Below are 5,449 nucleotides of genomic sequence, written 5' to 3'. Positions count from 1 at the left end.
GTTGAAGTCGCCGGTGGCCAGGGCCGCGCCGAAGGCGTCCCACTTCTCCGACGCGCCGGCGATCCCCGGCGAGCTCTGCGTGAGCAGCCGGGCCCCTCGGGCGCGTGGGTCGAGCACGGTCACCGATCCCTGGCCGTCCAGGCGCACGCTGTCGGCGGGCGCGCCGACGGCCAGCTCGTCGCGGCCGTCGCCGTCGAAGTCGCCGGCCGCCAGCGCCGCGCCGAACCGGTCGCTGCCCCGCCGGGCCGGGGCCAGCTCCTCGCCGGCGACCAGCCCGGCGGGGGAGCCGTCGAAGATCTGCACGACGCCGTTGCCGTCCGCGCCGGGCACCCGCTTCCCGGCGAACTCCTCCGACACCCCGACCGCCAGGTCGGCGCAGCGGTCGCCGTCGAAGTCGCCGACGGCCAGCGCCGAGCCGAAGGCGTCCCCAGGTTCCGCGCCGGGCTGGGTGAGCTTGACGGTCCGGCCCGAGCCGTACATGACGGTCACCGAACCGGCCCTGGAGTCGTCGTAGGGAGCGGCGACGGCGATGTCGGCGCGGCCGTCGCCGTCGAAGTCGAGAGGGTGCCCGCCGCATCCGGGCGCGGCGGCGGGTGCGGCACCGGACACGAGGGGAGCGACCAGGCAGACGGCGAGCAACGCGTTCATACCGACAGTCATCTCCGTCCAGGCCGAACCCGGACTTAACGCCACGAGAACGGGCCAGGAGGGCATGATGCACATCCGCTTCGGAAGGGACTTTCGGCCCGTCCGCCGGGGCGTGGGAGCGTGCCAGGATAGACGGGTGGACATCGACCTCGCTGATCTGGACTTCTGGCGCAAACCGCTCAAAGAGCGGAATGAGGCCTTCGCCCGGCTCCGGCAACTGGAGCACCCGGTGTTCTTCCCGGAGAAGAAGGTGCCCTTCCTCCGCTCCGGCAAGGGCTTCTACGCCCTCGTCCGGCACGCGGACGTGGTCGAGGCCAGCCGCAACGCCAAGATCTTCTCCAGCGAGCCCGCCGTGACCAACCCCGAGCCGCCGGGCTGGGTCAAGCAGGTGTTCGGCGAGTCCATGGTCAACATGGACGACCCCCGCCACGCCCGCCTGCGCCGCATCGTGACGCGCTCGTTCAGCCCCAGGATGCTGGCGGGGCTCCAGGGCGACATCGAGGCCGCCTGCGCCCGCATCGTCGACGACGTCGTCAAGGAGGGCCCGCGCGACTTCGTCACGCAGGTGGCCGCCAAGCTTCCCATCCACGTCATCTGCGACATGCTCGACATCCCGCAGGAGCTGCGCGCCAAGGTCCATCAGCACGTCGACATCTCCACCGCCTACACCGGCGTGCGTCCCAGCCTGGCCCGCAGCGTCCAGATGGCCGGCCAGAACATGCTGGCCCTGCTGGCCCTGCAGCGCATGGTCATCAAGCTCGGCCACGAACGCGTCGCCGAGCCGAAGGGCGACCTGGTCTCGCTCCTGGTCAACGCCAACCCCGACGGCGAGAAGCTGACCGACAAGGAGCTGGGCTCGTTCTTCTCGCTGCTGCTGGTGGCGGGCAACGAGACCGCCCGCAACACCATGGCCCACGGCATCCGGCTGCTCACCGAGAACCCGGCCCAGCGCGAGTTGCTGACCTCCGACTTCGACGCCCACATCAACGGCGCGATCGAGGAGATGGTCCGCTACGTCTCGCCCATCATGCAGTTCCGCCGCACGGTCACCGAGGATTACACGCTGCGCGGGCTGGAGCTGAAGCAGGGCGACAAGGTCGTGCTGTTCTACGGCTCGGCCAACCGCGACGAGTCGGTCTTCCCCGACCCCGACACCTTCGACATCACCCGCGACACCAAGCCCCACGTCGGGTTCGGCGGGCCCGGCCCGCACTTCTGCCTCGGCGCCAACCTGGCCAGGCAGGAGATGCGCACGATGTTCCGGGAGCTGCTGACCCGGCTGCCCGGCGTGCGCTCGGTCGGCGAGCCCGAGCTGCTGCTGTCCAACTTCGACAACAGCGTGCGCAGTCAGGCGTTCACGTACTAGCCGGCTCCGGCTCCCCGGCCAGCACGTTCGTCCTGATGGTGAAGAACGTGACGGCCGCGGCGACCGCCATCATGGCGGCGCTGATCAGCATGGCCGCCCGGAACCCGGCGTCGAACACCGGCGGGTTCTCGAACGCGTCGCCCACCAGGCCGACCAGCGGCGGCACGGCGGCCACCGCCAGCAGGCTCCCGGTGCGGGCCACGGCGTTGTTGACGCCGCTGGCCGTGCCGGCGTAACGCTCGTCGGCCGTGGCCAGCACCGTCGCGGTCAGCGGCGCGACGGCCGCCGACAGGCCGAGCCCGAAGACGGTCACCGCGGGCAGCACCAGCAGCGGGTAGGAGGCGTGCGGGCCGATCATGCTCATCAGCACGAACCCGGCCCCCGCCAGCAGGATCCCGATCGTCATCGGCCAGCGCGGCCCGAGCCGCCGGGCCGTCTCCCCGGCCCGCGACGACAGCAGCATCATCAGGATCGTGGTCGGCAACATCGACAGCCCGGCCGCGATCGGCGAGAACCCGGAGACCACCTGGAGCTGGATCACCAGCAGGAAGAACACCACGCCCATGGCGGCGTACATGATGAGCGTGACGACGTTGACCGCCGTGAAGACGTGGTTCCTGAAGATGGCGACCGGCACCAGCGCCTGCGGCGACCTGCGCCGCTCGGTCACCACGAACGCCGCCCCGAGCAGCGCCCCCACGATCAGCGGCACCGGCGCGCCCTTCTCGATCAGCCCGTACGTGATCCCGGCCAGCGCCAGCGCGGCCAGCAGCGAGCCCAGGACGTCGAACCGCCCGGCCGCCTGCTCGTCGCGGCTCTCCGGCACGTGCCGCAGCGTCACCAGCACCACGACCAGCGCGAACGGCAGGTTGATCAGGAACGCCCACCGCCAGCCCGCCGTCTGCACCAGCCAGCCGCCCAGCAGCGGCCCGATCGCGCTGGCCACGCCGCCCAGCCCGGACCAGACGCCGACCGCCCGCGGCCGGTCCTGCTTGACGAACGACGCCTGGATGATGGCCAGCGACCCCGGCGTGAGCAGCGCGCCGCCGACGCCCTGCAACGCGCGCGCCCCGATCAGGAACTCGATGTTCGGCGACAGGCCGCACAGCGCCGAGGCCACGGCGAACCACACCGTGCCGATCAGGAAGATCTTGCGCCGCCCGTAGCGGTCGCCCAGCGAGCCGCCCAGCAGGATCAGGCCCGCCAGGGTGAGGGTGTAGGCGTTGACGGTCCACTGTAGGCCGTCCATGGCCGCGTGCAGCTCCTTGCCGAGGAACGGCAGCGCGACGTTGACCACGGTGCTGTCGAGCAGGGCCAGCCCGGAGCCGAGCACGGTCGCGCCGAGAATCCACCGCCCGCGCGCCGACTTCACCTGGATGTGACCGTTCTGTCCCATCCGACAATCTTGTCACCGTGCCCGGCGGCCTCCGGCGGCCACCCCGGCGTTCGGCCCCTACGTGCGGGCGCCGAGGGCCCGGAGCACGAAACCGGACACGGCCTGCTCGGCCGTCTCGACCGTGACCTCGCCGCTGATCAGCGGCACCCGCTCGGCCCCGATGACGGCCAGCACCATCCGCGCCGTCGCGCCCACCTCGGGCACCTGGAAGTCGCCCGCCCGCACGCCGTCGTCGAGGATCTGCACCAGCACCCGCTGCATGGGCGCGACGTGCTCGGCGAGCTGCTGGTAGGCGTCGGGCCCGAGCGCCGCGCCGAGGTCGGCCGCGCCCGGGTGGGGGTGGGCGAGCAGCCCCGCGAGCTGCAGCCGGACGAAGGCCCGCAACCGGTCGGCGGGCGAGGCGTGCTCGGGCAGCTCCCGCTCGTAGCTCTCGATGAAGTAGCTGGTGACGCGCTCGGTGAAGGCCAGCAGCAGCGCGGCCTTGTCCGGGAAGTAGTTGTACAGGACCGTGCGGGTGATGCCGGCCTCGTGGGCCACGTCCGTCAGGGAGATGGCGTCGATGCCCTGGGCCCTGGACAGCCGCGAGACGGCCTGCAGGATGCGGTCGCGCGTCTGGGCGCGATGCTCGCCGATCGTGGCGGCCGAGATGCGGGGCATAGGCCCATGGTAGGCCGGTTCGCCGCCGGCGCACCCCTGACCGCTTCCGGGAGCCTCGCGCCGGCGCATCCGTGGCTGCTCCCGGGAGCCCCGCGCCGGCGCGCGCCGGGGTCAGGGTTTGCGCCGGTCCGGGGCCGGGTGGCCGGTGACGGCGCGCCGGGCGAGGTCCCACAGGCGTTCCAGGGCGGCGAGGACGGGCGGCGACTCCGGCCCGAGCAGCCTGGCCCAGGCGCCCGCCCCGTTCGGCAGCGTGCTGGCCCCGCCGGGCAGCCCGCTGCCCGCCGCCACCTCGTGCAGCGCGCCGGCCAGCTCGGCCGCGGGCACGGCGGAGGTGATCACGTACAGGGTGGACAGCACGCCGTGCTCGCCGAACATCGCCGGCCCGGTGACCGGGGCGCGCTCGGGCACGAGCCTGAGCGGGTCGGCGAACAGCAGCCCGCCGCCGGCGTCGCGGACGTCCAGGTCGTTGCAGTACGCGGTGTAGGCGTGCCGCTCGCCGCGGGCCAGCCGCCCGGCCAGCACGGTCTCCCCGAGGATCACCGTGGCCCCGGGCCCGGCGCTCACCAGGGTGCGCTGGTAGAACCGGGACCCGGCGAAGGGGATCGCCGGGTCCGGCAGGTACTCCAGGTAGCCGTCCGGCCCGGCGGTGAGCGTGACGAGCTGGGTGGCGTAGTCCTGCTCCATCCGGTAGAGCTTGGTGGCGGCCTGCGTGGTGACGTGCACGGACGCGCCCGCGCCGCAGGTGACGTCGAGCCGGTGGCGGTCGCCCTGGAGCACGCCGCCGCCGGTGGACATCACCATCACGTACGGCAGGTCGGGCCGGGCCGGGTCGTAGTAGTGCGGCCGCATGATCTGCAGCGGCGCCTTCTGGAAGTGGCCGGTCAGCTCGGTGCGCCCGCCCCGCCGCTCGAAGGCCAGCTCCAGCACGCCGACCTTGCCGGGGCTGCCGACCGGCAGGGTGTCGGGCACGCCGGCGTGCCGGGCCACGTCCGCCGGGACCGAGTCGATCGTGTAGTGGCCGGCGGCCAGCCGGTCTACCGGGCCGGCGAGCACGCCGGCGCCCCGCTGAGGACGAAGTCGGCCACCTCGGTCACACCGGTGCCGCGCAGGGCGTCGGTGAGCACGACCGGCCGCCCGTCGCGGACCCGGTCGGCGTCGCGCGCCATGACCTCCAGGTCGGCCCGCACGTACGGCGCGATGTCGATCTTGTTGATGACCAGCAGGTCCGAGTCGGTGATGCCGGGGCCGCGCTTGCGCGGCATCTTGTCCCCCTCGCCGGTGTCCAGGACGAAGACGTAGACGTCGGCCAGGACGGGGCTGAAGGTGAGGGTCAGGTTGTCGCCGCCGCTCTCGAACAGCAGCGTGTCGATGTCGGGGAAGCG

The 5,449-nt window shown here is 72.8% G+C and carries 6 protein-coding genes; 1 reads left to right on the top strand and 5 read right to left on the bottom strand.

The features are described from left to right. The coding region (locus ACWCSD_RS46900) for an FG-GAP and VCBS repeat-containing protein (protein WP_449925344.1) at positions 1–648 on the bottom strand (648 nt) is incomplete at its 3' end. A 136-nt stretch (positions 649–784) separates the two neighbouring features. Between ACWCSD_RS46900 and ACWCSD_RS46895 the strand changes: the two genes are divergently transcribed. Next, on the top strand, positions 785–2,014 hold the full coding sequence (locus ACWCSD_RS46895; protein WP_358293170.1) for a cytochrome P450: 1,230 nt from the start codon (positions 785–787) through the stop codon (positions 2,012–2,014). On the opposite strand, the gene ACWCSD_RS46890 is transcribed toward ACWCSD_RS46895, so the two are convergent. The 4 genes from ACWCSD_RS46890 to ACWCSD_RS46875 form a co-directional block, all read right to left on the bottom strand. Continuing rightward, positions 2,004–3,410 carry an MFS transporter gene (locus ACWCSD_RS46890; protein WP_397164233.1) on the bottom strand — a complete coding sequence of 469 codons (1,407 nt, stop codon included), beginning with the start codon at positions 3,408–3,410 and terminating at the stop codon, positions 2,004–2,006. The two genes, ACWCSD_RS46895 and ACWCSD_RS46890, sit on opposite strands and share 11 nt — an antisense overlap. 57 nt (positions 3,411–3,467) lie before the next feature. After that, a complete protein-coding gene (locus ACWCSD_RS46885; protein ID WP_449925339.1) occupies positions 3,468–4,067 on the bottom strand; it encodes a TetR/AcrR family transcriptional regulator in 600 nt (199 codons plus the stop codon). Positions 4,068–4,178: 111 nt separating this feature from the next. Then, positions 4,179–5,120, bottom strand: a complete 942-nt coding sequence (locus ACWCSD_RS46880; RefSeq protein WP_449925336.1) for an urease accessory protein UreD — start codon at positions 5,118–5,120, stop codon at positions 4,179–4,181. Continuing rightward, a partial coding sequence (locus tag ACWCSD_RS46875; RefSeq protein WP_449925333.1) for a GTP-binding protein occupies positions 5,102–5,449 on the bottom strand: 348 nt, incomplete at its 5' end. The genes ACWCSD_RS46875 and ACWCSD_RS46880, both read right to left, overlap by 19 nt.

Source organism: Nonomuraea sp. NPDC001684 (genome assembly GCF_053596515.1).
Note: the sequence above shows the minus strand (reverse complement) of the source record. Positions and strands in the feature narration are given on the sequence as shown.